This is a genomic window from Paraburkholderia sp. LEh10, from assembly GCF_017814945.1.
Taxonomy (GTDB): Bacteria; Pseudomonadota; Gammaproteobacteria; order Burkholderiales; family Burkholderiaceae; genus Paraburkholderia.
Genome location: NZ_JAGIPX010000001.1, coordinates 111,250 through 137,927, shown reverse-complemented (window position 1 = coordinate 137,927; position 26,678 = coordinate 111,250). Strand labels below are relative to the sequence as shown.

The window sequence follows — 26,678 nt, the reverse complement described above, 5'->3', positions numbered from 1 at the left end:
CCTACAGAATCGGGTAGCAGGTCGCTGATTAATTGAACGGGCTTCGCCGGGCGGGAATTTACCGCGAACTTCAAAAGGGTCATGCGCCCGTGCCCCGCAGATAAGTCGAGCGTCGCATCCGACCGCGCGCCCCAACAATTTCGAAGGACCATCGAGGAGACCAACATGAAGCCGCAGCCCTTGTTCGTGACGCCACAAACCTACGCGCGTGCGCTGAATGTCCTCGGCGAAAAAATCACGGTCCTCGCCGACCATGCGACCACGCAAGGCTACGAGGTCTTCCTGCAGCACGGCCCGGAAGGCAGTGGCCCGCCCCCGCACAGTCATGACTGGGACGAATCGTTCTACGTGATCGACGGCAGCGTCGAAATCACTTACGACGGCACCACGTTGGTCGCGACCGCCGGCTCGTTCGTTCATGTCCCAGCCGGCACGGTTCACAGCTTCCGCTGCGGCACCGGCGGTGTCGAGATGCTATCGATTACCAGCCACACGAGCCAGGCGGCGAACCTGTTCACGACGATCGATCGTGAAGTCACCGCGATGCCGCCCGACGTCTCGAAGCTAATCGAGATCGGGACGCGGTACGGCGCGCGCCTCGGCGCGTGAGGCTGCCGCGTGTTGGCTATGACGGGCCGCGTGGGGCAGAGGTCGGCCATGAAGAGACATTCGACGCTGCAGGCTACATCACCAACAATCCGATGATGCAAGGTACGTATGAGTTAAGTTCGCTCGCGCACTGAATGCAACAATTGAATGGGGTGTAGTACACATCTAACAGATTCGACAATAGTGCCGACCGGCGCCCGCCTCTCGTCCGACTCTAGTGGATTCCAAGGTGTCTGATTTATGGATCACAGGCTACTCAAGAAGTACCGGCAGTATGCGAAGACAGAAGAGGCGTTTGCCGTTCTCTTCGTGAAGAAACACCTCACTCAGGCGAAGGAGCACTGGGTGGACGTCGTCGATTTCCGGCGCTATGAAATGTCATCCGACAGCCTTCACTTCAGGTTCGTCGTTGGCGGTCTGTACGAGAAAAGGATCCAACCGCAATACCCACCAAAATCCTCGTACACCATCAACGGTAAGCTTGATGAACACACCTACTACTTGATGGCGCGCGCCATAACGTGGGAAACCGCCCACAATGACATCGAGCAGCAAAAATCCAAGCGTGTAAAGCCGTTGAAGTTCGAGATCACGGGTGTTAGTTACGACAAGAATCGGAACAACAAGGCCTACTTTCGGGAGGATGCCCCGCGAGAGATTAAGGCACTTGCGGCCAATCTTTACGACCGTACCGACCCGTTGTGGGACAAGGCCCTGCAATACATCAACGCGCCCGAGTTCGTCTATGAGGTTCGCCAAGCCAGGATCATATGGCACGGCACCTAGCAACGCAGTCACGCCGACGCCGCTTCGCGGCGCGGCTTGATTTCGGCGTTCCTGAACGTCTGCTTCTGCGAGCCGGTCATTTCCGCTTGGGGTCGAGACCGTGTGAAAACGCAATCATCGCCTAAACTCAATCAACGCATTGGCCCGGGATGACTCATGAAGCGATTCGTTGAAGGCGAGGACCGTAAGCAGGTCGCACTACTTCCCGAATGTGTCGACGACTACATCGGGCAGGACAACCCGGTTAGGGTCATAGATGTCTTTGTAGACGAGTTGGATCTTTTAACGGTACCACTGCCGCAGTCACCGGACGCCCGTCCTACCCCCTGGGGCGATGCTTAAGATCTATATCTACGGGTATCTGAACCGGGTTCCATCCAGCCGGCGTCTTGAACGTGAATGCCAGCGCAACGTCGAGATGATGTGGCTGACGGGGCGTCTGGCGCCGGACTTCGAGACGATCGCCGACTTTCGCCGGGACAACGGTCCGGCCATTCGCAATGTATGCCGGCGTTTCGTCGAACTGTGTCGCGGACTGAAGCTGCTGTCCAGTGACATGGTGGCCATCGATGGCAGCAAGTTCAAGGCTGTGAACAGCCGTGACCGTAACTACACGATGGGGAAGATCGACAAGCGGCAGCAGCAGATAGAAGAAAGCGTTCAGCGATACCTCGATGCGATTGAAACGGCAGACCGGACGAGTCTGACGGGTTTCGACGTGAAGACCGTGCGTTTGTACGAGAAGATTGCCCGCTTGTGCCAGCAGATGCGTGAGCTCGACCAGGTCAGGAAGCAGTTGAAGAAGCAACCGGACAAACAGCTGTCTATGACGGATCCCGTCGCACGGTCCATGGCAACAAGTGGAAGAGGCTCCGGCATAGTGGGCTACAACGTTCAGGCCGCCGTAGACACGAAGCATCATCTGATCGTTGGGCACGAGGTGACTAACGTCGGAAACGATCACGGACTACTCAGCAGGATGGCAGTGTCCGCTAAGGAATCGCCGGATCCGACGATGGGAGCACGAAAATATACTGGAAGCCATGCAGCGCCGGCTCGACAGGAAGCCCAATGCAATGACCATCCGCCGAAGTACTGTCGAGCATGTCTTCGGTACGCTCAAACTCTGATTAGCGTAAATTCGCAATGTATTTAAATCGATCGACCTTACCGGCAATCTCGCCCTCAACGGCAAAAACCGAATTTTCACACGGTCTCGGTCGGGTGCAGCCAATCACGCCAGGCTGCTGGCGGCGCATAGCCGGACGTTTGGACAAACTCTGAGGAGCATCGCGGTAGGAGATCAGGCCTCGCCAGTCCAAGCGACGCGCCGGCGTGCTGGCCTCGCGGCGAGTACAAAGTGAATCGCGTCTTGCGGCACCTAGGGGCTGGGTGTAGCCTGTTTTTCGGTGGACCCCGTAGTACCGGGATGCGAGCGCGCTGCTGAGCGGTCGATCACTGAAGAACACCAGTACATGAGTTGCGCGGGAATGATCTGCCACGCGATGTTCGAGAGAGGGAGACATCATGAACAAGCTTGCGTCCATTCTTGTGTGGGGTCTGCTGGCCGCTGTCGGCGCTTTCGCCCTCGCCACCCTCGCGCTCGGGCGTGGCGAAAGTGTGAATGCCGTGTGGCTCGTGACCGCGGCCCTCATCGTTTATTTCATCGCATACCGCTTCTATAGCAAGTTCATCGCTGAGCGCGTACTGCGGCTCGACGATACTCGCCAGACCCCAGCCGAACGCCACGACGACGGTATGGATTACGTGCCGACCAACAAGTGGGTGCTCTACGGCCATCATTTCGCCGCAATCGCCGGCGCCGGTCCGCTGGTCGGGCCAGTGCTGGCAGCACAGATGGGCTACCTTCCCGGCACGCTGTGGATTCTTGCGGGCGTCGTAGTCGCCGGTGCGGTGCAGGATTTCATCGTGCTTTTCGCGTCAGTGCGCCGCGACGGCAAATCCCTTGGCGAGATGGTCAAGCTGGAACTGGGCCCGGTTCCCGGCTCGCTGGCTCTGGTCGGCGTACTCGCGATCATGATCATCATTCTCGCGGTCCTGAGTCTGGTGGTGGTCAAGGCGCTCACGTCCAGCCCATGGGGCCTCTTCACCATCGCGGCGACAATACCGATCGCGCTGCTGATGGGCGTCTATATGAGGTTTATCCGCCCGGGGCGGGTGGGAGAAGCGTCCCTGTTCGGCGTCGTGCTTTTGCTCGTCTCGATCTTTCTGGGGAAGGCGGTCGCCAACGATCCCACGTGGGGGCCGCTCCTTACCTTGACTGGCCCGCAACTGGCGTGGTCACTCATTCTGTACGGCGCCATCGCCTCCAGCCTGCCGGTGTGGCTGATGCTCGCGCCACGCGACTACCTGAGCACGTTCCTGAAGATCGGCACTATCGTAGCTCTCGCGGTCGGCATCTACTTCGTCGCCCCGACTCTTTCGATGCCGCGGACCACACGCTTCATCGACGGTACGGGCCCGGTCTTTTCGGGCGCACTCTTCCCGTTTCTGTTTATTACCATCGCCTGCGGTGCCGTCTCGGGTTTTCACGCACTGATTTCTTCAGGTACCACACCGAAGATGATCGAGCGCGAGTCCCATATGCGTCTGATTGGTTTCGGCGGCATGCTCGCCGAATCATTCGTTGCGGTCATGGCGCTGACGGCGGCCTGTGTATTGCATCCGGGCATCTACTTTGCGATGAATGCGCCGGCGGCGATTATTGGCACCACCGCCGCACAGGCGGCGCAAGTCGTGTCCGGCTGGGGCTTCACCATCACGCCGGATGTGATCAACCAGACGGCCGTTAACATCGGCGAGACCAGCATCCTGTCGCGCGCGGGCGGCGCCCCGACGCTCGCCGTAGGCATGGCACAGATTCTGGGCCAGGCACTCGGCGGCCAGGCCATGGAGGCTTTCTGGTATCACTTCGCGATCCTGTTCGAGGCGCTGTTTATTCTGACCGCGGTGGACGCCGGCACGCGGGTCGGCCGCTTCATGATCCAGGATATGCTAGGCCACGTCTATCGGCCGCTCGGCAATACCCAGTTCCTGCCCGCAAACCTGCTGGGCACCGGCCTTTGCGTGGCGGCGTGGGGCTACTTCCTCTATCAGGGCGTGGTCGACCCGTTGGGTGGCATCAACACCCTCTGGCAGCTTTTCGGTGTGGGCAATCAGATGCTCGCGGGCATCGCTCTGCTGCTCTGCACCAGCGTGCTGGTGAAGATGAAGCGCGAGCGCTACGTCTGGGTGACGCTGGTGCCGACAGCGTGGCTCCTGGTCACCACGCTCACCGCCGGCATTCAGAAAATCTTCCATAGCGACCCGCGGATCGGCTTCCTCGCGCTCGCGCACAAGTTCAGCGATGCCGCCGCGCAGGGGACTGTGCTCGCTCCTGCCAAGTCGCTTGCGGAAATGCAGCGGGTGGCCTTCAACAACTATCTGGACGCGGCTGTCTGCGGCTTCTTTGTCGTGCTGGTGCTCGCGATGTGTGTTTTCGCCATCAAGATCTGTTTGCAGGCTCTGAGGCAGGCGCAGCCCACCGTCATCGAGACGCCTGCTGTTGTGCGCGCTCAAGGAACCTGATCATGAAAACGATCTTCAATTGCAAACGCCTGGCGGTGCCGGTTCAGGCCACGAACGGCCGCCCCAGCAGCGCTACACTGGCGACAGAGCTATCGGAACTTGCGCGCACCATGCGGGGGGCCTGCATGCAGATGTTCGGCATCCCGGACTATGAACGCTATGTCGGGCACATGGCCTCACGTCACCCCTTCGATCCGATACTGTCGCGGCGCGAGTTCTTCATTCTGTCCATGGATCGCAAATACTGTCGCAACGGGCCGAGGTGCTGTTAGCGCGACTCGTGATCTCCATGGTCGTGCTTTTTGGCAGAAATCGCGCACGCTGCTCGCCGAGCGCCGCGGGACCGAGATTGGTTCGGTCGTCGCATCCTGTTACCCGTTTTTAAAGGGGCCGGGTCGCCCACGGGCGTTCGCGTCCGGCGGCAATCGGCCAACGGCGGTCGTTGGTGTGGACGCCAAGGAAGACGTTCAGGCGTCGGCTTCGATACCGGCAGCGGACCTTCGGCAGGCGTCGTGTCATCGGCAGCGTCGACCGGCGTTTTTTAGCCATGCGCGGGGAAGCGCGCATCCAGTTTCTGAAGTCGGTAGCCGCGTTAGTGCATACGAATGGTACGAAAGTTGTGGTGGAAGGCGTCGAGAGCGTTGTCGAACACGATGTAGTAACGAGGCGCCATGATCGAGAACACATCGACATGATTCCGCTTACGACCGACGACGACTGAGTTCACGTCTTCGCGGGTTGTTCGGGCTCGGGGTGAACGACGCGACTTCCCATTGTCATATAGCGCTCCATAAGGGGCGCAGCGGAATCTCGCTACCGCACCGGCGTCGCGCATGTAATCACGGTCGTTGGAAGCGCAGATCGGCGCGTGCGTGAAGCAGGAGATGCTGCACACCGCGGATCTCACGTGCTCCACCGCATCGTGCCTGACAAACTGCTCGCGAAGGCATGATCACTGTCCAATGTCGAATTGCGCGTCGATGTGATCGGCGTCCACACGGAATAATCCGCATAAATTGTCGGGGTGCCGATCCGGCCTAATGCGAACTTCAACAGAATGCACGATCACAACCCTGATGCAGCGCAGCGATGCTTATGCTGTCGTACCACTGCTGTTCAGGCTCTCTAGCGCTTTCCTCAGGCGTTCCTCCTGATCGTTCGAGAGAGACGTCTTTAATACCTTTCCGCCGAAAGGCTTCAGCTCTGGAAGGACCTTATCGAAATTCACGCGACGCACGAGGATGAACAGCGCCGACGAACCTGGCTCAATGTTCTGCCCCGTCGAACGCATGAAATCGTCATCGATTCCATAGTCCGAGAGCGCGCCCGACAATGCGCCCGTGCCAGCACCAATGGCCATGCCTGTTGCCAGCCCGACGACGGGATTGAGCAACATCAGCCCAACCAGCGAACCAAATAGACCACCCCAGGCCGCGCCACTGAGCGCGCCGATCTTGACGAGATCGACGGCTTGCTTGAGGTATACCTTGCCCTTCGCGCTGCGGACCACGATGCAGGCATCCTCAAGGTCGATCAGATGTTCCTTTTGCATCTGCTGGAGTTTGGTCAACACCTGGTCGGCCGTCTCTTCGCCTTTGAAGCTTACAACGACTAGATCGCTCATCGATTTGCTCCTTTGCTCTGGGGAAATAAGCCGAGGCTTTTCCGCGTGAAGATGGTTCAATTCATGCTCAGCGCCGCGCGCGAGCCGGAAGACCGCACCGCAAGGCAGCTGCGGTGCCAGCCAACCTTTCATGTGCCGCCGGCGCGCAACTTGGGACTTTGACGGGGTGATTGACGCGACGACGATGGCATCAAGACTAGGTTCTTGCGGCTTGCACTTCTTCCTCATTCCTGCAGGACGTGTCGGATCTCTGCGCTCCGAAGAGGTGTTTTGCCCTGTCGAGGACATGTTGAAGAAGAATGGAGGCAAGTATTCGAAGAGGCTGATTTGCGATGACATGTGGTTGTCGCGGCAAACCAGGTTACTGGCCAGATCCCGCGTCGTCGGAAGCAGCAGCAAAAGCGTTGCTCTCAAGACTGAGCAAGGCCTGATACGACGCTTGAGGTCAAGGAGCGGGGCATGGCGAAAGACCAACAGAGCCCAGGTCGGAAAGCAGAAACCAATCCAGCGACGTGATACACGTGCCCGAGCCGAAGCTGCACGAGCGCGCAGTCGTACTAAGTCAGTCGCGTGACATTCGGGAAGAACGGTTCGCGGCTCAGCAAAGCGAACCCGCATAACTCCCCACGGCATTCGCCAAACGGGGGCAAGGTCAACGTGCCGGAATTATTGTTCCGACCAACTCCCGGGGCCAGTATAACTACTTCGAGACTCTTGCCGCTCTGATTCAATCGGGAGCGGGGAAGTCCCGCGGTCATTTTTGCTCGCAACTTCCCAAAACTAATTAGCTAAAGTTAATTAGCTACCGCCGTTTCGGTGGGCAAGCCGGAATGCGCGAGGCGTCACACCGGTATATCGATGAAACACGTCGGTGAAATGCTGCTGAGTCTGAAACCCCGCGCGCGCGCCAACCTCAACCAAGGGAATGGTCTCCTCGCACAACATCGTCCTGGCAAACTTCACTCGTTCGAGCGTCACGTACAGATGGGGCGGGTTACCTGTCGCCGTTTTGAAAACGTGTGCAAAGTTTGAGGCACTCATGTGCACCAGCACTGCGAGTTGCTCGACCAAAATGGTTTCGGCTATGTGCTCATGAACGAAGATTTGAATGCGAGTCAGCATTTGACGGGTAAGTGGCGTGTCCGGCTCGGCTGCACCAGTACAGTTCCCGTAGCGCAGAGCGATGTGCACCGAGATGACATCGGCAAAAGCGTCGGCGCAGGCAGCGTCGAACAGATCCGCGTTATGCAAAGCACCCAATGTATCCACGGTCTCGCGTAGGAACGGATCCCAAGACTTAGACCATTTCGGGACCGCGCAAAACGCCTCTTGCGAGACTTGCCCAAGTACGCCTGATTTGAGTGCGATAACCCATCCATTGGGATCGCTGCCAGCGATTGTGGCCAACGTCGCTCTCGTCGGAATAACTGCAGCAAATGGTGCGCCTATCAGGATGGAGTGGCGCATTCCAAGGTCGTCGCAGCCCGCAGCATGCACAATAGTGGGACCTGTCGGTACAACGAGCTGCAATCCCGGCATCAAATTCAGTCCGTCGGTAAAAGCGACGTTCATCGGTTGGCAGCGTAATCCGTGATCCGGGGTCGATCTTGTAGCCTGATTCATGATAAGCAGGGCTCTCGTTTCTACCTCGTGGGTACCGGAAGCTTAGGTCAAGTTCAGGGTGGCTTAAGACGGATTCGTCATATGGGCAGAAACGACACGACCTCGTTTGGAGTCGCTGCTGTGCTATATCGCTGCGCAGCTCAGACGACGCTCGATCGACGTTGAGATTCCTTTCATTGGCGTTCGCGATGCGATACGGGGCCAGCAGCAATGGGCGTAAGTCCATGTGAAAACGCGTCACGGCGAGCTATAGAAATGGGCGTAAGTCCATGTGAAAACGCGTCACGGCGAGCTATAGAAAGCGGGGATGGATAGTTTATTTTCTTGCATCTGAGTGCCAGCATGAATGCCAATCAGCCCCCTCATGAATGAACGCAGAATTGCGAAACGCATGGCAGAAACGCGAAAGAATCGTAGATGCACGGGAGCCTAGACTGAAGTTCATCACCTGACGTACAGCTGGAGTCCCACATGGATGAACTGCTTGGGCGCGCTTGGTGGATGCTCATTCTGCGTGGCACCGTAGCGCTGCTGTTCGGCACGCTGGCGTTATTCTGGCCCGGTCTCACTCTTCTACTGCTTATCACCCTATTTAGCGCTTACGCAATCGCCGGCGGCGTTGTCGCGATTGTCGCGGCCATCCGCTACCGCGCGACGCACGGCGGCTGGTGGGTGCCCTTGCTGCTCGGCATCTGCAGTATCGGCGCCGGTGTGATAGCCGCGTTGGTGCCGGGCATTACCACCATTGTGCTGGTCGCCGTAATCGGCGCAAACGCGATTATCACCGGCGTATTCGATCTGATCGCAGCAACGCGGCTGCACCGGCGCCTGCGCAATACGTGGATGCTGGTGTTGACTGGAGTGCTGTCCGTGCTTTTCGGCATCTTCGCGCTGCTCTTTCCGGGCGCCGGCGCACTAGCGCTCGTCTGGCTGATCGGCGTGTATGCGTTGTTCACGGGCGCGCTGCTATTCGTACTCGGCATCACTGCGCGTGCCTGGCACCATGACCACCTGACCGGCGAGCCACACGCACCATTGCATCCGTAAAGGCATCGCTCACGGGCACTTCGTGAGTCACACGGTCAAACCTGCCGGTGATGCCACGCCGGTCGTGCCTTGGCATCAGGAGGTCGAATGGACCTGCCGTCATCTCCAGTGGTCCAGCCTCAAGTCTGGCACTGGCGTACCTCACGTAAGGAGAATCACATGCCTCTCGATCTCGACAAATGGAATCCGTTCCGATTTTTACGTTCGCACGCGAAAAAAGGCGCATCCGGGCACGCCGCTGCGCCGCGCACCAGTCAGCAAAGCGCCGGGAGAAATGGGCAACCGACTGACACGCAAACGGGTAACTGGGCACCGATGGAAGCCGCTGTTGCTGCGCCGGTATCACTTGCGCCTGCCAGCTGGCCGATGCCTGATCCGATTCATATGTTGGCCGAATTGATCCGTGATCCGTTCGGAGGCCGTGGACCGCTCGGAAGCTGGTTCGGCGACTTCAGCGCGAGCGGGTTTCAACCGCGGATTGACGTCACCGATGAAGGCGACGCACTGCGTATTGTCGCCGAATTGCCGGGCATGACCCGCGACGACGTCGAACTCGAAGTGATAGACGACATGCTGATCATGAGCGGCGACAAACGCTTCGAATCGAAGAGCGAAGAACAGGGATGCTATCGGGTCGAGCGGTCGTTCGGACATTTTCAGCGCGCGGTCCCGCTGCCCGCGGGCGTCGATCTCGATCGGGCAGAGGCCAGATTTGAAAACGGCGTGCTGACGCTGCGCGTCCCCAAAGCGGCCGGAGAACCGGCACCGAAGCGGCGCATTGAGATCAAATAACACCATCCGCACTCCGCGGTCAGGCCTATCGTGAAACGACTCCTCAGCTTCCGCAGTCTCGATGACCCATGCCGGCATCGAGCAGCAGAGTGGTGAATGGCTGCGCAACTGTGGTGGCGGCGGCGGGTACGTCCTCGGAACCAGCGCGCTTTGGCGAGCCGATGAGCGAGCTGCTCGCGCCTATGCAGCGCATTGCACGACGCGTACTCCCCTACCTGCGGGCACGCGGGGATCTTTCGAGCGACCACCCGGCGCGCCGTTCACTGTGTTACCTCGATACGAGTGCAGCACGAGCGCGGCACGTAAGCAAGGCGACATCCGAATAAGCAGCGGAATAGATATTGTCCACCCACCCCATCCACCCATTACCCGCGCGGGGCGCGATGTCCGCACGGACGAAAAGGAGATCATCATGGCCGAGTGCAGCGTTTGTGGAAAGCCTGCAACCTCGCAGATCACGATCAGCGAAAACGGTCAACGCCGTCAGCTGATGCTGTGCAATGAGCACTACATGGAGTTCATGACGCGCAATCAGCGCCACCTGTCGCCGCTCGAGTCCCTCTTTCACGGCGGACTGTTCGACAGCCTGTTCGACGACATGTGGCCGCAGATGGAAAGCGGCCGCGGTACCCGGTTCATCGGATCCTCGCCCGGACAATCCGGCGGCGCGAATCAGGGTACAGCCGCCGGCAGCGGGCAAATGGGTGATTCAGCGGGCGAATACCCAGGCGGCCGCACACGCCGGCATCGCCGTGCGCGTGAAGCGGTGGACCTGCAGACGTACCTGAGCCAGAGCGGTCTGGACCGCCTGCAAGCCGCGGCGCAAGCCGCGGTCGAGTATGGCAAGAACGAAGTCGATACGGAACACCTGTTGCTGGCGCTTGCCGATAACAATGTGGTGCAGGAAATCCTGCGCGAATTCAAGCTCGATCCCGAAGAGATCAAGAAGACCATCGACCAGACCGCGCCGCGTGGCACACGCAAGGAGCCGGCCGACAAAGAGCAGATCGGCGTGTCGCCACGCGCGAAGAGTGCGCTGGAAAATGCGTTGAGGTCGTCGCTGGAACTGGGTCACAGCTATGTCGGACCAGAGCACATTCTGATTGGGCTCGTCGAGGAAGAAGACGGCTTTGCAGGTGAATTGCTGCGCAAGCTCGGGCTGTCGCCACAATCGATGCGGCAAAAAGCAGTCAAGGTGGTTGGCAAGGGTGCCGAAGACGGCAAGATGGAAGACCGCTCCACCACGCCCACGCTCGACAAGTACGCGCGCGATCTCAGCGCGCTTGCGCGTCAAGGCAAGCTCGATCCGGTGATCGGCCGTGACAAGGAAATCGAAACCACCATTGAAGTGCTCGCGCGGCGGCGCAAGAACAATCCGGTGCTGATCGGCGAACCGGGTGTGGGCAAGACGGCTATCGTCGAAGGTCTGGCGCAACGCATTGCTCAGGACCAGGTGCCGGAAGTGCTGCGCGGCAAGCGCGTGGTCGAACTGAATATCAACAGCGTCGTGGCTGGCGCGAAGTATCGCGGCGAGTTCGAGGAGCGCGTCAAGCAGGTACTGGATGAGATCATCGAGAACCAGGACCGTCTGGTCGTATTTATCGACGAACTCCATACGATTGTCGGCGCCGGCCAAGGCGGCGGCGAAGGCGGCCTCGATATCGGCAATGTCTTCAAGCCAGCGCTCGCTCGCGGTGAGTTGCACCTCGTGGGGGCGACCACATTGAACGAATACCAGAAGTACATTGAAAAGGACTCGGCATTGGAGCGGCGCTTTCAGCCCGTGATGGTGCCTGAGCCTAGCGTCGAAGAAACGATCGAGATTCTGCGTGGCTTGCGCGACCGGCTCGAAGCACATCACAAGGTGAAAATTACCGAAGAGGCGATCGCTGCAGCGGCAAAGCTCTCGGACCGCTACCTTCCGCTGTTACTTCCTGCGAACTGGTGCCGCGCTCCTTCTTCCACGTTTCAGTGGCTTCGTGCAAGCGCTTCTGTTCCGCGACGAGCTGTTCTTCCAGGTTCTTGGCCTTATCGAATTGCTTTGCAGCGCTGGCCGCGTCCTGTTCCTGCTTGATGCGGCGGATGCTCGCCTCGATATCATGCAATGGCTGCGGACGCGAATTCGACGAAATGCGCACGCGGGCGGCGGCCTGATCGAAATCGATTGCCTTGTCTGGCAAAAAGCGTGCGGCGATGTTGGCGCGCCGCCCGGATATGTCGGCTACGAGGAAGGCGGGCAACTCACCGAGCGCGTGCGGCGCAGGCCATATTGCGTTGTGTTGCTCGACGAAATCGAAAAGGCGAACTCGGAGGTGCACAACCTCCTGCTGCAACTGTTCGACGAAGGGCGGCTCACCGACGGCAAGGGACGTCTGGTCGATTTCACGAACACGATCATCATCGCGACCAGCAATATCGGCTCGCAACTGATCCAGGACAACATGAAGGCCGACTCGAAACAGCTCGGCTACCCCGAGCTGCGCGACCGGTTGATGGAAATGCTGCGGCATCATTTCAGGCCCGAGTTTCTGAACCGGGTCGATGAAGTCGTCGTGTTCCATGCGCTCGGCAAGGAACAGATCCGCCGTATCGTAGACCTGCAACTTGCCCGTGTACGGCGTACGGCGCTGGCCCAACACATCGATCTGTCGTTCGACGACAAGTTGCGCGATCATCTTGCGCAGATCGGCTATGACCCCGAGTTCGGCGCGCGGATGCTCAAACGTAAGATCCGTCTTGAGGTGGAATCGCAACTCGCCGATGCGCTGTTGCGAGGCGACGTGCGCGACGGCGACACGGTCACAATGACCTACGACTCAGGCACACGCTCTGTGCGTGTGCAGAAAGGAGCATCGGCCACAGAAGCGACCAGCGACGCGTCAAGGCAGGCACCGGCACATGCGTGACGCTGGCATGATTGAGAACGCGACGCCGCCCGTCCATGCGGGGGCGTCGCTCTCACGATTCAAGTTCACCTGCCACGATCCCGTCGCGATAGCACCAGATCCACGTTTCGCCGGGTTCGATTGAACGTACCAGCGGATGACCGGTCGCATGAAAATGCCTGCTTGCATGCCGGTTGGGCGACGAATCGCAGCAGCCGACGTGTCCGCAAGAAAGACAAAGCCTCAAATGTACCCACGGCTGGCCAAGCTTTACGCAGTCCTCGCAATAGTCGATGGACGTGTGGAGAATGCGGGCCTCGCCCAGGTGCGTGCAACCGGAGGTCATGATCGTGCTCCTCAGACAGGTATGCGCAGGCGTACGGGGATCAAGGTTGCGCTCGTGCTCAAGCGCTATTCAGATAGCGGTGCACCAGCGCCACAGCCATTGCCCCCTCGCCGACTGCCGACGCCACGCGCTTGATCGACGCGTGACGCACGTCGCCCGCTGCGAATACACCGGGCACACTCGTTTCCAGATGCAGCGGCGCGCGTTCGAGAGGCCAATTCAGGTTCGCCAAATATTGCTGCAGGTCGGGACCGGTTACGAGATAGCCGCCTTCATCGCGAACGACGCCGACCTCCTGCGCCCATTCCGTCTGCGGCACGCCGCCAATGCAGACGAATAGCCAATTCGTTCTTACCGTGCGGGACCGGGCGGTTCGCACATCGGTCAGCGTGATTTCCTGCAACACGTCACTGCCCGCGAGCGCGGTAACTTCGGTGCACGTGCGCACTTCAATGTTCGATGCCGACGAAATGCGATCCACCAGATATTGTGACAACGTGTTCTTGAGCGATGCGTCACGTACGAGCATATAGACGCGGTTGGCAGACTGCGAAAAATGCATGGCGGCCTGTCCCGCCGAATTGCCGCCGCCCACCACATATACGTTTTCGCCATGGATCAGCGCGGCCTCACTGGCGCCGGCGCCGTAATAAAGGCCTGCGCCGAAAAAGCGCTCTTCACCTGCCAGGCCTAGCGTGCGATATGCCACGCCCGTTGCGCAAATAGACGTGCGCGCCGTGATACGCGTGCCGTCTTCCAGATACACGATGCCCTGGCCCGGCGGGAACTCCGCGTGCACGCCGGCGCGCGCCAGCAGGATTTCGGCGCCGAACTTGACGGCCTGGTCGCGTGCCCTTTCAGCGAGCTCCGCGCCGCACACGCCCTGCGGAAAGCCCAGATAGTTCTCGATCTTCGAACTGCTACCTGCCTGACCGCCCAGTGCCCAGCGCTCCACCAGTACCGTATGCAGTCCCTCCGATGCACCGTACAGCGCGGCGCTCAATCCCGCCGGTCCTGCGCCGTAAATCGCCAGATCGTAGGCCTCACGTGATGGACTGGCAAACCAGCCGAGCTTCTCGGTGATTTGCCGGATGGTGGGACATTCCAGCCGAGTTCCGTCGTGAAAGACGCAGACGGGCAAGCGCGAATCGGAAAGGTGCTGCACATGCGCCAGTTCCTCCGCTTCCTTGTCGCTGCCCAGTTCGATCCATTCGAACGGTATGTCGCAGCGATGCAGGAAGTCGCGTATCGCGTAGCCATTTGCGCTGCGCATGCGTCCATAGATCCTGACCATGAGCGTGCTATCCGCCGTTTCTCCGCTTAACAAGCAGTCGACCGCGCCAGAATAACGGCGGTTGGCCATATTCGTGCACGGTACGCCCATCCCGGAGCGGCGTCTTTCGCGATCCTGCCGGGCTTCGTGCGCTTTCTGCTGATGCTCCATCACATCGGGTCGTGCGACTTTTCCAGCTTGTGATCGATAAATCGCATGCCCCATTCGATGCCGTCGCGGACTGCCTCCTCCTGCGTAAGCCATTCCGGCTGAATCGTCTCCGGCCGGAATTCGGCCACGAGGCTATCGGCATGGCGCACGCTCACCTTCGCCTGCCACGCGCCGTATGCGTTCTGCTCCGGCTGTACCACGATCTCGTAGCCTCGATGTTCATGCACGTGCGTTCGCATGAGCCGTTCCAGTTTCGTATCAAGGCGTCAATCAGGAAGCACGAACTCGGTGCGCATGTCTTCGATCACCTTCTGTACATCATGTGCGCAATCTACGCCGAGGTCATTGAGCGGCACTATGTTCCAGTTGCGGCCGGATGCGTCCGGCGGATGCCGCTCCGGTAGCGGTATGCGCACGCGCGAAGCTCCTGGCACGTCAGCGGCGATTTTCGCGATGCGGTTCTGCAGTTCGTCGCGAATCTGCTCAGCGGTTCGAATGGTCTTTGGCATCGGTCTGGCTCCCTCGGTCGCACGTCCCGATCGTGACTCAATAGCAAATACGTGCCCCTTGCGTGAGCATGCACCGACGATGCTTTAAGTCTAGTCGCTAATCCGGGGATGTACGGATAATCGCTCGCTTCTGCGGACTGCATCAACGGAAGGCGTGCCGCAAAGCTGCTCTTCGGAAAAATGCGCAAAAAGCCACAAGGGCCCGATCCTCTCAGGCGAGCACGTATCGTATCTAAAGCTGGTGTCCGCAGGTCGGTAGTGACGCAATCCCTGTGGCGCCGCCAAAATGGCGTGTTCCATAGTGCGCTCGTTGGGGTACAGTGCATGGACATGCTGCTGCAGGCTCAGTACCTCTTCGAATACATGACAGGAACCTGTATCAGAAGCGCGAGATCGGTCGACCTCTGTTATCAATAATTGAATATGTCAGTTCTTCTTTGGGCAGCTATCCACAAAGAAGCCGCGCAAACGCGAAGGACCGTAGCATGTGCGTCATGCGACCGTCGAATGTACTGTGCACGGCGCATGCGCAATCCATGCACGTGCGGTTCGCTCGCGGCGCAGCGACGGCCCTCCGGGAGTCAAATCATGGAAAGTAAGAAAAGCTGGTTACGCAAGGATCTCGATGCGTTGCGTCTGGAGTGGGACATGCTCACCTTTTATGAACGATTCGAGCAGCTTGTCGCGCATGTGCTGAGCCTCGTGATTTCCATCATTATCCTCGTGTCGCTATGGCAGTTGATTCACGCGGTGATTTCATTGCTGGTTTCGGACGCGCTGAATCCGCTGGATCACGCGGTGTATCAGACCGTCTTCGGCATGGTCATGACGCTGCTGATCGCGATGGAATTCAAACATTCGATTACGCGCGTGATGGCGCGGCGCGATCACATCGTGCAGGTCAAAACGGTGCTTCTGGTTGCGCTGTTGGCTATCGCCCGCAAATTCATCATTCTCGATCCAGCCAGTGCGCCCGCCCAGATCGCGGCGCTTGCATTTGCGCTGGTGGCACTGGGGAGCGTCTACTGGCTGATGCGGCAGCGCGATGACCCGGTCGACGCGAAGATCGCCGCGCAAGCAGAGCGTGATCGCGCGGTGCACGCGCAGCGACAGCAAGTGGGACCGCCCCGCGAAGGCGGGCAATCGGACAATTGACCTGAGTTGCCGTGCTCGTCACGTGATGAGAGCGTAAGCTTTAATCCAGCGGACGGCGTCGATGGTCACGGGAAGTCCCGTCGCCTCCGGTTGCGCCCAGGGACAGGAGCCATGCGGCCCGACGAAGCACGGACGACCCTTGATCAACCTCATTCCCACGGTCGAATGACCAGACGCAAGGTACCCGCAATGCCCGGTCGATTGGGGTTCGCGAACGCCAGCTTCAGCTGTATCTTCCCATCGGACGCATTCGCAAAGTTCAGCATGTCTGTTGTCACAGCGCTGGGCCGGCTCGCCCACCAGTGAGCGACTTTCCAGTCGCCATTGGGACTATCGGCAGGCGTGACCTCGAGGAATGCCGTGTCACGGAAAAGATCCGCCCCTTCGTAGTGTCCGTTCGGCCAGAACCGATGATCGATTTCGTAGTCTGGCACCTTGACTCCGACAACCATCGCATACGCAAGCGAATTGTTCTTTTTATCGACAATGGCCCGCTTGGAAAGGAAAACCGACGAAAGATAGATCTGCTTGCGTTCCGGCGCACCCGACACGATCTCGGAGTGGGTGCGGCAGGCTGGCGAGTCTTCAATGGCCGTGCGCCTCGTCAAGAACCAGCGCTTACCGCGTGGCGCGGCCTTCAGTTCGATCTGGTAAAGCGCCTCTACCTTGTCTACTCCATCGAGATCACGGGGCAACGTGGCAGAGTCGATGTCCATCCAGATATCGACGCGCACATCACCGAAAAGAAAGCGCACAAGATTTTGGTACGCTTCTTCCGAATTGACGATGCCGAAGTAGCCGGAGTGAGAGCGGTAAGCGAAGGCAGTGGCGGCCGGTTCCGTGATCGCGCCATTCTTTAACCCACACAACGACGCATTGGCAATTTTGACGAGGCCATCGCTGCCGTGGCCGACGAAGGCACGCGCCATCCCTTCGGCCGTTTCGTAATCGCACCGGTTTGTGCCGACCATACAGAAAATGCGGTCGATACCCAGTACTTCATCCGGCATCAGATCCACTCGCCCAAATTTTTCGGTGATGTCTCTCATGTCCAGAAAGCCAGCCATTTCATCACGGTTGAAGGTATTGATTTCGCCCTTTGTCAGCCATTTCGGCACGTTGACATCAAGCATGTCGATGCCGTTGTGAGGCGTCGCGAATGTGAAGAGCTTATCGACGCTCGCCCGCGCCGCCGGATCACCTAGGTTCACTATTCTGCAAGAAAGCACGCGCGACCAAACCACCCATCGAGTGAGCGATGAGATGACATTTGAACGTATCGGGCGTGGTCGGCGCGCCTTTCGCTGGCTTATAAACAAGTCGTCGTACTGCGAGAATAAGATCGCTCAGCCTTTTTGCATATTCACGAATGTTCCGGGCGGTACCGTCGCCGAACCATTGCGAACTCTCGTCGTAGTAACGATGAATGATCAGCGACGCAGGCGGAATGCCAGTGGTCGGGTTCCCTTCGGCATCCGGCGGCTTTTCCATCCATCTACGGTAGCAACTTTTAGCCCGGCGTTTTGCAGCACGTCGGGCAGCCACACAAGTTCATATTCCATGTCAGGCGACGCCTCCCCTCGCGGCAGGCAATTCGGTGTCGAGCGTCGGGTCTTCGACAGTTGCATCACAACCGTCCTCGCTGTCGTGGAAAGCGACAGCGGAAGACGCGTGCTGCGAACTGCCACCCACGATTCTCACGGAGGAAGCAGGTACTAGATCGTCGTCGGGGCGCTTTAACTGGCGATCTTCCGACGCTTCTTCTGGGCTTTTCTCATGTGGTTTGACGGTCGAACGGATCACCATGATCTTGTTCAACACGTCAAACCAGAATGGTGCACCGAGCGTAATCGCGAATGCGGTCAACAGCCAGCCGAGGACCGGGACGAGATAGACATGCCACACCGTACCCACGCGTGTTTCACCACGCAGGGCTGGTGGTTGGTCCCAACCAATCGGGAGTTCCATATTGTCGATCTTGTCTTTCACCCGCTCGAAATTTGCCTTCAGGAACTCGGGATCATTGCTCGCTGCCTGCGCTTGCGCGACGATTGCGCCCCGCACCGTCTGGTTACGGTAAAGATAGTCCGCGAGCGATATCGTGTTGACGTTGAAGCCCACTGCAATTACAGCGCCCAGAACGAAGATAATGAGTTGCGTAGAGCGTTTATAGCGGCCGGAGACGCGATCCATTGCACTGTCGTACCAATGTTCGAGATTTTTCTTTGCCCTGTTGATGTCGCCGGCTGCCGTGTCGAGCGCGGTCATCAACACGCGTCGTACTGCCGGATTCGCCATACTCTGCACGTTCCGCCGCAGTTCGTCGAAAGTCAGTTCCTGGGGCTGCGTGTCCGCGCCCTGTCCGTGAGCTGGGCCGCGTGCGGCTAGGTCCATCAAGGCGACGGCGAAGCTGGCCGATGGGATATATGACGGCAAATTGCGCCCGCGACGCAGCAGGCTGGGCGCTGGCGCACCGGCGGGTGAATAACCACCAGGAAAAAGACTGAATATCAACGGATGGTTGAAGAACTGTGTCGTCAGGCCCTTGCCTTGAGGATCGTGCAGCAACTCGCGTATTGCGTATTCGAGGTATGATGCACGCGTTTTCAGAAATCCTTCGATGCCTTCGCGCAAGGCTGTGCATAGAATGCTCAGCATGAGGTAGATGAAGACAATACCTATTGCGACTTCGAGTATTGCGGAGTTGAACATGACGCCCCCCTCACATGCGCCGCGCGGCCCGCTCGCAGCGAAGAAATATTCACGCTTGTTTCTATGAGCGTATGTGGGAAATCCTGAAAAATACCTGGCATTGCGTCGAGAGTAGAGGAATCCAAGACCCGCGCCTTCACCGTGAATCGACCATGCAATAAATCAACATCGGACATTGTAATTATCGAAATAAATATCTATTTCTTTGTCGATCACGTTGATAATCAAAAAAACAGCTTATTTTGATTGGTGGCTTGATAGCTGTTGTAAGTGACGTTCAGTTTTACGGCAAACGAATAATTTTATGACCTATGTGCGGATCCACACAGACTTACGCACATTGTCGTGGCCCTTGTATTCCATTTCAGTGATGTCGACAAGAAGCAACCGCCTGTCACGTCGTCCTGTTACGTGTCTTTATTCGAATGAGCCGGACCTTGCTGCTCTCGTGAGTCTGTTCGCGAAGATAAGCCGTATGCGTGTCCAGTGCTCGATCCGGAAAAGACATTCCTTCAACCGCGCGAAATGCTAGCCGATGGTTCCATCGACATCCTTTGCCAGTTTAGCGACGTTTGTCGCGTCGAATTCGATTCGATGCGAACGCAGCAATTCTGAGCGGGAAATCAACCGTTCTACCGGTTAGATCGTCAAGCGTCGTGCCCCCCGCTCAGCACATCAGCACATTGACCGCCCCCTCGAGCAATTGCGCCTGGTGATCGAGATCTCCGGATGCCGCAGCTGATTCTTCAACGAGCGCTGCGTTCAGCTGGGTGAATTGAGCCAGCTGCTCCACAGCAACCTGTGTCTCTGAGATCTCGACACATTGCCCAGCACTCGCGAGGTGTCGCCGTCGCTGGATCGAGGCGGAACTGCGTCCCGACCTGGACGATTCGTGACGTTTTCCCCGCGCGCGGATGCCCTGATGACGCATCGGGAGCAATTCCTGACGACGCCTTCCCTCCCCAGCGAGAAACCGTTTGAAGCCGGCCTGACGGGCGATTGCGCCAGGTCAATACCTGTGCCCCAAGCCTGTTTATCGTCAGCGCATACAAGCGCGGGAAGACTTGAAGATCAGCTCTTGAGGGGGCAGGTACCTGATCGCTGCCGACTCTGTCGCAGGGGTGGGCAAATGGATATTGCCCAATATGCGGGACGACCCGGATTGCTGCGTCCCGACACACCCTCTACCATCAACTCCCCGCGCCATTTGCAGCCAATGCGTCACCGGCAATGCGCCGTCAAAAGCGAGCGCCACAGTCCACGCAATCCATACAGCACCTACGCGAGCTACCAGGAGGCAAGTATGCTTAGCGCCCATGAATTCGCGACATTGATGCTGGTCAGGGACTTGGCCGACCACATTGTCGAGCGCGAAGAACTTGATACGTTGCTTGAACGCCAGCTCGTTGCCATGGAGCAGCTTATGGGCGGGGCGGTACCTCCGCGCGTGACGCAGAAAGGAGATTCGCTCCTTCGGAGCCTCGCGCGCGTGCACCGACCGGCCATAGACGGAGAAACGGCATCGACGCGTTGCGTCGTCAACGCAGCGCACGGCAACCCGACAGATGCGTTCAGTGAGATCGAGCCAGCTTCAAAGGTAAAGCGGGATTCAACACACTGGAGAAGATCTGTATCTCGCGTTGCACCGCTGTGATGGACCTGAATTACAGCCAGGCCGCATCCGGCGATCTGGAGTGGCTGTTTGACACGTACAAGCGAACGATGAGAGTTTTTGTCACCCAGGTGTATGGATGGGACGAGGACTCACAACGGGCAGGGTTCGCAAAGAGCGTTCGCCAAGGTACCTGCCAGATCGTAACGTGCGAAAGCAAAAGATGCGGATTCCTTCACTGGGAGATCGAGCCCGATCTCGTATGGCTCAGGATGCTTTGTGTCGCGCCGGACATGCAACGCAAGTCGATCGGCAGTCAGGCGATTGCGAAAGTCCTGTCGTTATCCAGTCATCTGCAAAAGCCGCTGTACCTGCATGTGTTCGCATGCAACCGGGTCGCTTATGACTGGTACAGGAAGATCGGATTTGTCGAAATTGAAAATGATGGCAGGGTTTGCGTGATGATGTTTGATTCTTCGCCCGCCTCTCGCCCACTACGGGATACCAGTGCCATCAATTTTCTGCGCGACAGGTAGACGTTCGCCAAGGCGAGCGCGACGAACGCCCGGTTGGCGTTCTTTGCTAGTCGGCGATAGCGCACCTTGGTAAATCCCCACAGTCGCTTCACGACGGCGAAGACATGTTCCACAAGTCCCGTTGGCAGATATCTGCTTTGTTGGGAACCCCACATATTCCAGCTCGCCCCATTGGTAACCCACTTTGCGATTGACTATCTTCCGTTCCAGGGCCGCTCGCGCGCCAGCCCCATCGAGAGAGGGGGCCGCCTGCGCTCTCCTCAAGGCTGGGGAGCGACTCTAGCAGCGTCGCCGGTTCAAACGGCTTCGCCTGGTTTGAATCCGTCGCGCAACTTCAGACGACGCGCGTTGGTCAAGCCGGCGCTTCTCAGGCAGCCAGCCTCGCTGAGGCGCGCGTGCAGCGCGACCAGGCGGCGTCGCGCGCGCGTGCACTGCGCAGCTCGATATCTTCGCCGACAGCCGCGACGTGGAGCGGTGCGAGCATCGCGTATTCCTGAAGCGCTCCGTGATCGTCAGAGTCTATGCTGGACGCGTCGCCAGTACGGCGATTCGGTGCGGCATGTACTTTGCGCAATGTTTTCGTGAGCGCTAGTCGAGATGGAGGTGATTAATGGCAACGGGAACGGTGAAATGGTTCAACGATGCGAAGGGATTCGGATTCATCACGCCTGACGAGGGCGGAGACGACCTGTTTGCACACTTTTCAGAGGTGCAGGCCCAAGGCTTTAAATCCTTGCAAGAGGGGCAGCGAGTGTCCTTTGACGTCAAGCAAGGGCCCAAAGGGAAGCAGGCAGCCAATATCCAGCCTCTATAAGCAGCAGGTCAGAAACGGCACGATGTCGTTGGTGACTGGAGGACTGTGCGCCGCAGGCGGGGCGGTCGGATTTTTGCGTGGCAATGAGGTCACTCGTTGGGCGGAAGCCGGTGCGGGAAGCTGAAGTGAATCGGCATGGATGTGTCCACGGCGAGGAGTTCGAGTGCCCGGTCAAGTGCGTAGATTTCGGCCGCGAAAGGTAACATGCGCGCCGTCCCCGGTCCGACGCGGCCGGCGCTGAGCGTCGATCATGAGCGGCGGACTGCCGCTCCGTCGGGCCGCATGGCGGCCAACTGCTGCGGGCCAAGGCATCTGCAGGCGCTGCGGACGAAAGCGTTATGCTGGGAGTGGTGAGCCCGCGTGCGGGGCACACGCGGCCTGACCATGCCGCCCGCTGGTCGATTACTGACTGATTTTGCCTGTCTTGCCGCCGGAAGCTTCGTTGGGAGACAAAGCCTTTGCACGTTTGTCCATCAACGTACCCGATGCGGGGCCCTTGCTGCCTTGCTCCGCCTGGCTGGTCATGCTTTTGCCTGCCGTGCCTGACTGCACCGAGGTGCCGTCGCTTTCGGATTGCTGTTTGCCGTCGGATTGTTGTGCACCCGCTTGCGCAGCACAGGCAAGCAGGACTGCAACGGCCAGTGATTTGAGCATGTCATCCTCCCGTGAGATAAATCGGTGGGCAGGCTGTCTACAGCATCTCGCGATCCCACTGCGTTGCTATAAGAGCGACCTCGCAGCTTGCGGCTGGCAGCCTCGCGTCGACGACGTGACGGCGCTTCCAAAGCGTTTTGCCGGTCAAGTCGACCATCGCTTCCGGCGACGCTCGCGCCTGAAATCGCGGCGTTCGAATTTGCAGGGCGTACGCTGTCGACGGGTGGGCAGCAGCGCCCGCGAGGACGCGATTTCCGGTGTCGGCTCGACTGTATTGGCGGGCTATCCGCTCATGCTGTGAGCGGCGTCAACAAGGAGTTACAGGTTGTCTACACGGACGGCCAGGTCGCGTCGCCGCCCCGTTCGCGGTAAATGGCCGACATAGCTCACGCCGAAGCCGCATGAATGGGCGCGCCGTTACCGGACCCGGCGAACTATCGGTTTCGGCGGTCGAGCGCGTATCGTCGGCAATGCTCGAGATACGCGCGCTCATGCGCGACCATCAGCTCGACGATACTTCGCCAAAGCCATGCGGGGCTGGTGAGCGTTTTCGGCCGCCCCTTTTTCAGTTCATCGAGCCATGCACGTCGAGTCTGCGGGTCCATCTGCCTCGAATGCGCCTGACCGATCACCAGCGCAAGAAAATGTGCAGCGTTTACGGCATCTTCTTCGGTGAGATTTTCTGCGTCCAGCTTCAGGTCTTCGGGCATAAGCTCGCGAATCACGACAGCGGCGCCGTCCAGCCGCGCCGCAACCATCCTGTCACCGAGCATCGGCGTCAGATGCCGCGCACCTTCCAGAACGCGCTTTGCGTTGTCTCGCGGCATGCTCGCGTCATCCTGTCGAGGCGCCTCTGAACCGACCGCTTCCTTGATGTCGACGAGGCATGGCGGTCCACCCTTCGCACAGGTGCCGTCGATGTCGAGCAGCACGGCATAGCGGCGCCGGCCGAGAGAACTGCAGCCTTTGACCCAGAATGCTGCATCCAGGACGGAGACTTTGGTCGAGCTCGCGTCCGACGGGTGAGTGAGCGCGGAATGAATGAGACTTCGAGTGGGTTCTGTTTCGAACAGTGCGTGAATGGCAACGCGTTCGTCCTCGGATAGTGGCCAGAAACGCTTGCCAAGCGGTATTGCCGCTCCTGTGTGGTCGATCGTCTGCCGGTCCATTTTTTGCCACGAGCGGTGCTTTGCCTCTTTCATGGCGATGTTCACAACGGCCGGTCGTTTCGTGGACGATGTGATGTCACTGCGTGTTTCGTCGAATGCCTGCTCATAACCATCGGCAAGCGCCTCAATCATGCTGCTGCTGATCACCCCCGGCAGGTCCGCGCTGCGCGCAGCCGTGGTCAGCGACAGTCCCAGGCGCAGAAGGTCATGCAGCGGATTGCCGATTACGCTGTTGTCCAGGTCCCGCAACTGCACGGCGACGTGGCCTGCGGCACTGGAGACGGGCCCCAGGTTGCCGAGATGGCAGTCGCCGCCGATCCATACGGCCGGGCCCTCCGGCAATGCCCCTGCTTTTTGCGCGTCGAGCCATTGATAGAAGAGGGAAGCGCTACCGCGAACGTATGCGTGTGCCGAGCGCGCCATCTTTTCCCGGCGCCGTGCGGCGAGGCGTGGCTGCCTGTCGTCTGGACGAGGATAGGCTTTGCCTTTCGTTGATTTCCCGTTCACAACGTTCCCCGCATCGACTGCGTTATACGCGACCAACTTTGGAAAGACGGTGTCGCGCGCCGCGCCAATCGGCGAGGGCATGAGCGCGAGGCCCGGCTCCTGTTGATGCGTCCAGCAAGTGCGATGCCTCGCAGAGCATGAACCTTCATCCATGCCGCGGGCTCGCAACATCCAACGGCATGTGCCTTGCTGAATGTCACGCACGTAACCACCACGGAGGCACATATGGCAGGCGACAATTCGTTCAAGTCTGGCGAGATCGTCAAGACGTCCGGCATCTATTCCGTCGTTTACGACGATGGCAAGGGCACCTTCGAGGTGACGTGCGTCGAGGGAGAGCGCTTTCCGCCGACTCGCAGCGGCAAGGGCGCTCACTACGAATTGAAATACGCTGCGACTCATTCGCACAGGCACAGTGAACTGAAAGGCAGTGAGGCGCGCACCGCATAGCGCCTCGGTTGAACGGCGCGGCGCATCGCGGCCATGCCTTGTCGCATGCGCCCAAATCCTTAACGCACGTCAGTGCGCAGCGAGCGGTGTCGCCGCGCATATATCCCGGGTCGCGCCCTCGACGCGAGAATAGCGCGTCAACCGTTGTATCACTGGTTGTATTACTGGCATGTCCACTAACCTGCATTTACGGACGCCCCGGCACCTGAAACTTCATCAAAATTCGTGCGGACCGCTCGACCGACTGGATCACGCTCAATGCAACCTTCGACAAGAGTTCGTGGCGGGCGGATTCACGCGTGTGAAGGGCGCCAGGTCGGGGGTTCGTTCACCGCTGCTTTCCACTCACCATTTTTTCTACTGCGCTCGCGCGTGTGACGGGCGGCTGCCGTGCAATTGTCTTTTCGAGCGCAAACAGCGCCAGAGTTCCTCGACGAACGGGAAGACTCCGAAGCATGCGATGCACGCGAACGTGACCGCTAGATACGCAGCTGGCAAGGGATGCGCCTTGAAGCGCAAACGAAAGTCGGCGACCGCATCCGCGTCTAACAGCGCCACGACCTCGGGCCAATGCAGAATGGCAACGCAAACGATCGCGAGCAGAGGTGTCAGCTCGAGATAGCTGTGGACGTGCTGTTCGAACGGCGATACGCGACGCATCGAGCGGCTCGCGAACGATACGTCCCACAACGCCGTGGCCTCGTGTAATGCGAACGCCGCGAACATCGTTGCAATGAGGGCTGCGTTGATCTGAAGGAGCAGCGCCGCGACCAACGGTATGCCGACTTCGACGAGCATCAGAATGTGAATCAACGATTCCTTCGTGCCCGTCGTCGACTCGATGGAAGTTGCCTTGTGGCAGGCCCAATCGGCTACGCCCGCTGCCAGCCATAGTGGAATCACGCCATACATCAGAATCAGTTGTGCAGGATGCATCTTGAACTCCGTCTTGCGAGGTCGTGAGTCGTTCATGCGAGCGTCTTTGCAAGAAATCAGCGTTTGAAGCGACGGAGGGAATGACCTGTTCGCTCATTTCTCGCGGGGACAAAAGACCGGGTTTAGTGAGGGAGAAGTGCTGGGCACTCGGTCCTGGACCAGTAATCGACCAGGCGCTGTGCTGCCTGCAGGTCTTCCGGGTAGTACGGGTCGTCGTACCATGGCGACGGGTCGTATCCTGCTTTCCTCAGCGCGGCCAGTTCACTGTGGTGTTCGGCCATGGTAGGCGGCGACTGGCTTCTGAGCGCGGCGAGGTCACGGCACTCCGTCGGAGTGAGATGTGTGCCACCCTGTGGCACGACGGCGACGGCACATCCAGACAACAGGAAAGCCAACGCGGTAAGCGTCGAGCGGTTTCCGAAGAACTCGTTCATATCGCGTCTCCACGCATCCTTCTCGTCTTCCGCAGCGATCTGCGTCCTCAGCCTGCGTCGTCATGAGCGGACATGAGGCACTGCAAGCGAACAGCAGCATCCGACGTACCGCGTCGCGCCTCTTGGCCCGCCTCGTTCGCGGTTCGCAGCCCGTGTGTCGTCTGAATGCCTGATAGCTCGAGGTTTCAGAGCTTGGAGCGTCTATTGGTCTTGCGGGGAAGGGCACGGAAGGCAATAAGAATGACTCGGGGCTCGCCGACGACAGCAATTATTGCGCACACATTTCCGTGCGATGCGGCGCGCCCTGAAGATCGCGTTGCTGTTCAGTGTCGTCATTCTTGCGACCCTTCGGCCCCGGTCAAGGTTGCGAGCGCAACATGCTTCGTTTCCGTTTCCTGTCTTGCCAGTTAAGTACCGCAGACTATCGGCCATATGAGCACCGTGGA

General features: G+C 59.0%; 26 protein-coding genes and 5 pseudogenes. 15 read left to right on the top strand and 16 right to left on the bottom strand.

Features of this window, described 5'->3' with window-relative positions; all coding sequences use genetic code 11:
• The first annotated feature begins 165 nt into the window (after positions 1-165).
• The 5 genes and pseudogenes from J8I87_RS00685 to J8I87_RS00665 all read left to right on the top strand — a co-directional run bounded on the left by J8I87_RS00685 (position 166) and on the right by J8I87_RS00665 (position 5,255).
• Entirely contained in the window at positions 166-609 is a 444-nt protein-coding gene (locus tag J8I87_RS00685; protein ID WP_209929520.1) for a cupin domain-containing protein, read from the top strand.
• A 240-nt stretch (positions 610-849) separates the two neighbouring features.
• Positions 850-1,395, top strand: a complete 546-nt coding sequence (locus J8I87_RS00680) for a hypothetical protein (RefSeq protein ID WP_209929519.1) — start codon at positions 850-852, stop codon at positions 1,393-1,395.
• A 156-nt stretch (positions 1,396-1,551) separates the two neighbouring features.
• A pseudogene (locus J8I87_RS00675) lies at positions 1,552-2,519 on the top strand (transposase); the annotation flags it as partial.
• A 403-nt stretch (positions 2,520-2,922) separates the two neighbouring features.
• Positions 2,923-4,983, top strand: coding sequence for a carbon starvation CstA family protein (locus tag J8I87_RS00670; protein WP_209929518.1), 2,061 nt, complete (start codon positions 2,923-2,925; stop codon positions 4,981-4,983).
• A gap of 2 nt (positions 4,984-4,985) precedes the next feature.
• Complete coding sequence (locus tag J8I87_RS00665) at positions 4,986-5,255, top strand: YbdD/YjiX family protein (protein ID WP_209929517.1); 270 nt, start codon at positions 4,986-4,988, stop codon at positions 5,253-5,255.
• Between the two features lie 821 nt (positions 5,256-6,076).
• Here J8I87_RS00665 and J8I87_RS44360 read toward each other — a convergent pair.
• Entirely contained in the window at positions 6,077-6,946 is an 870-nt protein-coding gene (locus J8I87_RS44360) for a DUF1269 domain-containing protein (RefSeq protein WP_245253611.1), read from the bottom strand.
• Positions 6,947-7,405: 459 nt separating this feature from the next.
• On the bottom strand, positions 7,406-8,179 hold the full coding sequence (locus tag J8I87_RS00655) for a helix-turn-helix domain-containing protein (RefSeq protein ID WP_245253610.1): 774 nt from the start codon (positions 8,177-8,179) through the stop codon (positions 7,406-7,408).
• Positions 8,180-8,701: 522 nt separating this feature from the next.
• Between J8I87_RS00655 and J8I87_RS00650 the strand changes: the two genes are divergently transcribed.
• The 3 genes and pseudogenes from J8I87_RS00650 to J8I87_RS00640 all read left to right on the top strand — a co-directional run.
• Positions 8,702-9,277 (top strand): HdeD family acid-resistance protein, encoded by a 576-nt coding sequence (locus J8I87_RS00650; RefSeq protein WP_209929515.1) that lies wholly within the window; start codon positions 8,702-8,704, stop codon positions 9,275-9,277.
• Between the two features lie 87 nt (positions 9,278-9,364).
• Complete coding sequence (locus J8I87_RS00645) at positions 9,365-10,069, top strand: Hsp20/alpha crystallin family protein (protein ID WP_409518709.1); 705 nt, start codon at positions 9,365-9,367, stop codon at positions 10,067-10,069.
• A 412-nt stretch (positions 10,070-10,481) separates the two neighbouring features.
• Positions 10,482-11,990, top strand: a pseudogene (locus J8I87_RS00640) (Clp protease N-terminal domain-containing protein); the annotation flags it as partial.
• Here the strand turns inward: J8I87_RS00640 and J8I87_RS46195 are convergent.
• Complete coding sequence (locus tag J8I87_RS46195; protein ID WP_409518708.1) at positions 11,941-12,207, bottom strand: hypothetical protein; 267 nt, start codon at positions 12,205-12,207, stop codon at positions 11,941-11,943. The pseudogene J8I87_RS00640 and the gene J8I87_RS46195 overlap by 50 nt on opposite strands.
• A gap of 57 nt (positions 12,208-12,264) precedes the next feature.
• Between J8I87_RS46195 and J8I87_RS46190 the strand changes: the two are divergent.
• Positions 12,265-12,558: pseudogene (locus tag J8I87_RS46190) on the top strand (AAA family ATPase); the annotation flags it as partial.
• A 3-nt stretch (positions 12,559-12,561) separates the two neighbouring features.
• Complete coding sequence (locus J8I87_RS46185) at positions 12,562-12,975, top strand: hypothetical protein (RefSeq protein ID WP_409518714.1); 414 nt, start codon at positions 12,562-12,564, stop codon at positions 12,973-12,975.
• A gap of 52 nt (positions 12,976-13,027) precedes the next feature.
• On the opposite strand, the gene J8I87_RS00625 is transcribed toward J8I87_RS46185, so the two are convergent.
• The 4 genes from J8I87_RS00625 to J8I87_RS00610 all read right to left on the bottom strand — a co-directional run bounded on the left by J8I87_RS00625 (position 13,028) and on the right by J8I87_RS00610 (position 15,253).
• The gene (locus J8I87_RS00625) at positions 13,028-13,300 is read right to left on the bottom strand and encodes a UBP-type zinc finger domain-containing protein (protein ID WP_209929513.1); all 273 of its coding nucleotides are present in this window, start codon (positions 13,298-13,300) and stop codon (positions 13,028-13,030) included.
• A gap of 58 nt (positions 13,301-13,358) precedes the next feature.
• On the bottom strand, positions 13,359-14,594 hold the full coding sequence (locus J8I87_RS00620) for an NAD(P)/FAD-dependent oxidoreductase (RefSeq protein WP_209929512.1): 1,236 nt from the start codon (positions 14,592-14,594) through the stop codon (positions 13,359-13,361).
• Positions 14,595-14,743: 149 nt separating this feature from the next.
• Positions 14,744-14,983 (bottom strand): DUF6566 family protein, encoded by a 240-nt coding sequence (locus tag J8I87_RS00615; RefSeq protein ID WP_209929511.1) that lies wholly within the window; start codon positions 14,981-14,983, stop codon positions 14,744-14,746.
• A 27-nt stretch (positions 14,984-15,010) separates the two neighbouring features.
• Complete coding sequence (locus J8I87_RS00610) at positions 15,011-15,253, bottom strand: hypothetical protein (RefSeq protein WP_209929510.1); 243 nt, start codon at positions 15,251-15,253, stop codon at positions 15,011-15,013.
• Positions 15,254-15,901: 648 nt separating this feature from the next.
• Between J8I87_RS00610 and J8I87_RS00605 the strand changes: the two genes are divergently transcribed.
• Positions 15,902-16,408 (top strand): phosphate-starvation-inducible PsiE family protein, encoded by a 507-nt coding sequence (locus J8I87_RS00605; protein ID WP_409518713.1) that lies wholly within the window; start codon positions 15,902-15,904, stop codon positions 16,406-16,408.
• Between the two features lie 149 nt (positions 16,409-16,557).
• On the opposite strand, the gene J8I87_RS00600 is transcribed toward J8I87_RS00605, so the two are convergent.
• From J8I87_RS00600 to J8I87_RS00585, 4 genes are all read right to left on the bottom strand, one after another.
• On the bottom strand, positions 16,558-17,619 hold the full coding sequence (locus J8I87_RS00600) for a hypothetical protein (protein WP_209929508.1): 1,062 nt from the start codon (positions 17,617-17,619) through the stop codon (positions 16,558-16,560).
• Positions 17,606-17,899 carry a triacylglycerol lipase gene (locus J8I87_RS00595; RefSeq protein ID WP_209929507.1) on the bottom strand — a complete coding sequence of 98 codons (294 nt, stop codon included), beginning with the start codon at positions 17,897-17,899 and terminating at the stop codon, positions 17,606-17,608. Before J8I87_RS00595 ends, J8I87_RS00600 begins: the two co-directional genes overlap by 14 nt.
• 72 nt (positions 17,900-17,971) lie before the next feature.
• The gene (locus J8I87_RS00590) at positions 17,972-19,120 is read right to left on the bottom strand and encodes a hypothetical protein (protein WP_209929506.1); all 1,149 of its coding nucleotides are present in this window, start codon (positions 19,118-19,120) and stop codon (positions 17,972-17,974) included.
• Positions 19,121-19,787: 667 nt separating this feature from the next.
• Positions 19,788-20,051 (bottom strand): hypothetical protein, encoded by a 264-nt coding sequence (locus tag J8I87_RS00585; RefSeq protein ID WP_209929505.1) that lies wholly within the window; start codon positions 20,049-20,051, stop codon positions 19,788-19,790.
• 372 nt (positions 20,052-20,423) lie between these two features.
• On the opposite strand from J8I87_RS00585, the pseudogene J8I87_RS00580 reads away from it, so the two are divergent.
• A pseudogene (locus tag J8I87_RS00580) lies at positions 20,424-20,615 on the top strand (hypothetical protein); the annotation flags it as partial.
• A 158-nt stretch (positions 20,616-20,773) separates the two neighbouring features.
• Positions 20,774-21,268 (top strand): GNAT family N-acetyltransferase, encoded by a 495-nt coding sequence (locus J8I87_RS00575; protein ID WP_209929504.1) that lies wholly within the window; start codon positions 20,774-20,776, stop codon positions 21,266-21,268.
• Here the strand turns inward: J8I87_RS00575 and J8I87_RS00570 are convergent.
• A pseudogene (locus J8I87_RS00570) lies at positions 21,268-21,381 on the bottom strand (transposase); the annotation flags it as partial. The gene J8I87_RS00575 and the pseudogene J8I87_RS00570 overlap by 1 nt on opposite strands.
• Before the next feature lie 497 nt (positions 21,382-21,878).
• On the opposite strand from J8I87_RS00570, the gene J8I87_RS00565 reads away from it, so the two are divergent.
• Positions 21,879-22,082, top strand: coding sequence for a cold-shock protein (locus tag J8I87_RS00565; RefSeq protein ID WP_209929503.1), 204 nt, complete (start codon positions 21,879-21,881; stop codon positions 22,080-22,082).
• Positions 22,083-22,484: 402 nt separating this feature from the next.
• Here the strand turns inward: J8I87_RS00565 and J8I87_RS00560 are convergent, their stop codons facing one another.
• Positions 22,485-22,736, bottom strand: coding sequence for a hypothetical protein (locus J8I87_RS00560; protein ID WP_209929502.1), 252 nt, complete (start codon positions 22,734-22,736; stop codon positions 22,485-22,487).
• 434 nt (positions 22,737-23,170) lie between these two features.
• Entirely contained in the window at positions 23,171-24,412 is a 1,242-nt protein-coding gene (locus J8I87_RS00555; RefSeq protein ID WP_313063654.1) for a DUF2252 family protein, read from the bottom strand.
• Positions 24,413-24,637: 225 nt separating this feature from the next.
• On the opposite strand from J8I87_RS00555, the gene J8I87_RS00550 reads away from it, so the two are divergent.
• The gene (locus J8I87_RS00550) at positions 24,638-24,862 is read left to right on the top strand and encodes a hypothetical protein (RefSeq protein ID WP_209929500.1); all 225 of its coding nucleotides are present in this window, start codon (positions 24,638-24,640) and stop codon (positions 24,860-24,862) included.
• Between the two features lie 357 nt (positions 24,863-25,219).
• Here J8I87_RS00550 and J8I87_RS00545 read toward each other — a convergent pair whose 3' ends face one another.
• A complete protein-coding gene (locus J8I87_RS00545) occupies positions 25,220-25,834 on the bottom strand; it encodes a diguanylate cyclase (RefSeq protein WP_245253609.1) in 615 nt (204 codons plus the stop codon).
• Positions 25,835-25,920: 86 nt separating this feature from the next.
• Complete coding sequence (locus tag J8I87_RS00540; RefSeq protein ID WP_209929499.1) at positions 25,921-26,232, bottom strand: DUF4148 domain-containing protein; 312 nt, start codon at positions 26,230-26,232, stop codon at positions 25,921-25,923.
• Positions 26,233-26,678 lie beyond the last annotated feature (446 nt).